We start from the raw sequence: 3,073 nt of genomic DNA, 5'->3' as shown, positions 1-3,073 counted from the left end.
GGCCTTGACCTCGGCCGAGCCCACTTCCGGCACCGCCGCCAGCACGCCGTCCGATCCGATCTTGGAGACGGCGGCCTCCAGCATCTCGAGCGGGCGGATCAGCACCGAGGTGAAATAGACCGACACCGCCGTGGCGCCGGCGACGATCAGCGAGATCCAGCCGGCCAGAACCAGCCATTCGCGACGCGGCGGCTTGAGGTGCGGCACCTCCATGATCGCCCAGCGGCTGTCAGGCAGGTGCATCGATGCGATCTGGCCGGGTTCGTCCGACTTCTCGTTGACGACCGCCGGGAAGTCGAGGCCACGGCGGTGCAGGATGTGGTTGAGCATCGCCGTTTCCGCACGAGCCACCTTGCCGCCCGCCGGATGGTCGGCGAATTGCACCCGCAGGACGTCGGGGACCGGCCCCGGCAAAAGCCGCACCACCAGTTCCATCTGTTGGGCAATCCAGGGCACGGTCAGTTCCGGCGGCGGTCCGCCGCCGCGCACGCTGATGACGGCGGCCGTCGCCAGGCCGACGACGCCGACGATCGAGGCGACCAGCAGCAGGATGAGACGGCGGCGCAGCGAATTCACGCGTGGCTCTCCACGGTCTCGACGCGCGCGGTGAGCTGGTAGCCGCCATTGCGCACGGTCTTGAACAGCGGCCCGTCGCCGGTGTCGGAAAATTTGCGGCGTAGCCGGCTCACCAGCACATCGACCGAACGCTCGAGCGGGTCGCGCTCGCGGCCTTGCGTCAGGTCGAGAAGCTGGTCACGCGACAAAAGCCGGCCGGGGCGGTCGAGAAACACCTGCAAGAGGTCGAACTCGGCGCCCGTAAGGTCGACGGCCACGCCTTGTGCATCCGTCACCTTGCGGGTGTCCGGCTCCAGCCTGTAGCCGGCGAAGCGGTAGGTACGCGCGCGCGGGGAGGCGGGCGCCTCCTCGGGCGCCGAGCGCCGGAGCACGGCACGGATGCGGGCAATGAGCTCACGCGGGTTGAACGGCTTGCCGAGATAGTCGTCGGCGCCGAGTTCCAGGCCGATGATGCGGTCGACATCTTCCTTCAGCGCAGTCAGCAGGATGATCGGGGTGTGCGGCTTGCGGTCGCGCAAGCCGCGGCAGATATCGAGCCCCGAGCCGTCCGGCAGCATCACGTCGAGCACGATCAGGTCGAATTGGCCCGCACCAAGCCGTTGCTCGCATTCGCGCCGGTCCGCCGCCGCCGTGACGCGAAAGCCCTGGCTGTCGAGATAGCGCTGGAGAAGCGTCCTGATCTCGCGGTCGTCGTCAACGACGAGGATATGGGGTTGTGACTGCATCAATCGTGCCCTTGCCTTGGCCACGATTATAGGAGGAGCCGCGCCCGAGCGGCATGGAAAATTGCAACCGAACGTTTCCGGGGGCCCGAGGGAAACATTCGGAAACAAATTGCCCTTTTGCGGAAACCTTCGGCAACACGCCGACGCGAAGCGGACAAAGACGCTTCCTATCCTCTGAACTGTCCGAAGCATGAGAGAAAGGAACATCTTTATGCGAAGCAGACTTCTTGCGCTCGGCCTGTTTTCCGTCGCCGCAATTCACCCCGCGCTGGCAGCGCAGCCCGATCCCGGCGCCGGACCCGGCGAGCCGCCACCTGTCATGGCCATTCAGGACGGCCTGGATCACGGCCCGATGGCTGGACCCGGCCCGCATGGACCAATGCGGCCTGGCTCACAGGGTTTTGGCCCGCAGGGCTTTGGCCCCCGCCGCATGGGTCCGCCGCCGGAATTCATGCTGGCCGCCCGGCTCGCCGCGCTGGAGACCCGCGTTGGCATCCGCACCGAACAACTCGACGCCTGGCGCGACTACACCAGCGCGCTGCAGGCGGTGCTTTCGCCGCCTCAGCCTGACCACGGGCGGCCCGGTAGTGCTGAAGCGAAGGGTCCCGACGCGGCGGGTCCCGGCGGCAAGCCTGATCCTTTCGCGTTCCAGGAAAAGCTGGCCGACGATGTCACCGCCCGCGCGGTTTCGGCCGGTAAACTGAAGGACGCGATCGCGGAACTGCGTGCCAAGCTGACGCCCGAACAACTCGAAGTCCTCGCTTCGGCGGAACGCCCCCATGGATCACCCCCCGGTCCCTGGGGCGGGCCGCCGAACGATGCAGCCGGCCCCAGAGGCCTGCCCAACGATGGCAGGCAGCTCTCGCCCCAGCCCGGGAACGACTGACAACTCTGACCGACTGCACCGGCCGGCCCGGTACCCAACCCGTTCTCGGGCCGGCCGGTTCTCCGGGGGATGGCGGGCGTATCCCTGCCATCCCTCGTTTCAATCACGTCCAGTTCGAATGACGCCAATTCGAACCATGCCCAATTCGAACCATGCAATGGAAGCACGACAATGTGGGAAGCCATGATCATGCTGCGGCTGCTCGCGTCCGCCAGCCCGAGGCTCTCGTTCGGTCCTGCCGGGCGCGATATGCCGCTGGCCCTCCCGGTCGACACGCTGAAGGGCGCGATCCGCCTGCGCTTCGCCGCCTGGCGGCTGTCGCTTCCGCTCTCGCAGCCGCTCGACAACCATGGACATCATGACCGCAAGATCGCGTGAACTCCGGCAAGGCGCTTGGCATGTCCTCGCTGATCGGCATAATAATGTTGGTGGGCATCGCGGCCAGCTACTCGACCTTCGAGCAGCTCCGGCCGACGAGAAGGAGCGCGACATGAGCCGCTTCCAAGCATTGCTCGTCGCCGCCCGCCGACGGGTGCGGCCTATCATCATATGGATCGGCATGCCCCTCGACCAAGCGGTCCATTGCCAGCGCGTACGCAACTCCAGGGAAAGATCCAGGCCATGATTTCCAATCCTAGCCAGCCTCGTTTTTCGGCACGCCATCTGGCGCCCTGGGCCGCGATGTTCGCCGCTACCTTTCTGCTGGCGTCCTGCTCGCAGGAGGGCAGCGCCCCCACCGGCATGGGCGCGCCCGGCAAACCGGAAGTCGGCGTCGTCACCTTGCATCCGCAATCGGTGGCGATCACCGCCGAACTGTCGGGGCGCACGGCGGCTTCGCTGGTTGCCGAGGTGCGCCCGCAAGTGAACGGCATCATCCAGCAGCGCC

3 protein-coding genes and 2 pseudogenes are annotated in these 3,073 nt (G+C 66.9%); 3 read left to right on the top strand and 2 right to left on the bottom strand.

Translation table 11 applies throughout. From position 1 onward, the window contains the following. Together EN749_RS33425 and EN749_RS33420 are read right to left on the bottom strand one after the other, a co-directional pair. Positions 1 to 576 (bottom strand): annotated as a pseudogene (locus tag EN749_RS33425) (two-component sensor histidine kinase); the annotation flags it as partial. Further along, on the bottom strand, positions 573 to 1,301 hold the full coding sequence (locus EN749_RS33420; protein ID WP_128288998.1) for a response regulator: 729 nt from the start codon (positions 1,299 to 1,301) through the stop codon (positions 573 to 575). The pseudogene EN749_RS33425 and the gene EN749_RS33420, both read right to left, overlap by 4 nt. A gap of 211 nt (positions 1,302 to 1,512) precedes the next feature. On the opposite strand from EN749_RS33420, the gene EN749_RS33415 reads away from it, so the two are divergent. The 3 genes and pseudogenes from EN749_RS33415 to EN749_RS33405 form a co-directional block, all read left to right on the top strand. Next, a complete protein-coding gene (locus EN749_RS33415; RefSeq protein WP_127327739.1) occupies positions 1,513 to 2,187 on the top strand; it encodes a hypothetical protein in 675 nt (224 codons plus the stop codon). A 171-nt stretch (positions 2,188 to 2,358) separates the two neighbouring features. Further along, positions 2,359 to 2,565 (top strand): hypothetical protein, encoded by a 207-nt coding sequence (locus tag EN749_RS33410; RefSeq protein WP_127270464.1) that lies wholly within the window; start codon positions 2,359 to 2,361, stop codon positions 2,563 to 2,565. Between the two features lie 303 nt (positions 2,566 to 2,868). Next, positions 2,869 to 3,073 (top strand): annotated as a pseudogene (locus EN749_RS33405) (efflux RND transporter periplasmic adaptor subunit); the annotation flags it as partial.

This window comes from Mesorhizobium sp. M7A.F.Ca.ET.027.02.1.1 (assembly GCF_004022985.1).
Taxonomy (GTDB): Bacteria; Pseudomonadota; Alphaproteobacteria; order Rhizobiales; family Rhizobiaceae; genus Mesorhizobium.
The sequence above is the reverse complement of the archived record's forward strand: the minus strand, read 5'-3'. Positions and strand labels throughout refer to the sequence as shown.

Bases quoted from the DNA above. Each gene is read 5' to 3' on its own strand.
- EN749_RS33415 (WP_127327739.1), top strand. From the start codon at position 1,513: ATGCGAAGCAGACTTCTTGCGCTCGGCCTGTTTTCCGTCGCCGCAATT.
- EN749_RS33420 (WP_128288998.1), bottom strand. From the start codon at position 1,301: ATGCAGTCACAACCCCATATCCTCGTCGTTGACGACGACCGCGAGATC.
- EN749_RS33410 (WP_127270464.1), top strand. From the start codon at position 2,359: ATGTGGGAAGCCATGATCATGCTGCGGCTGCTCGCGTCCGCCAGCCCG.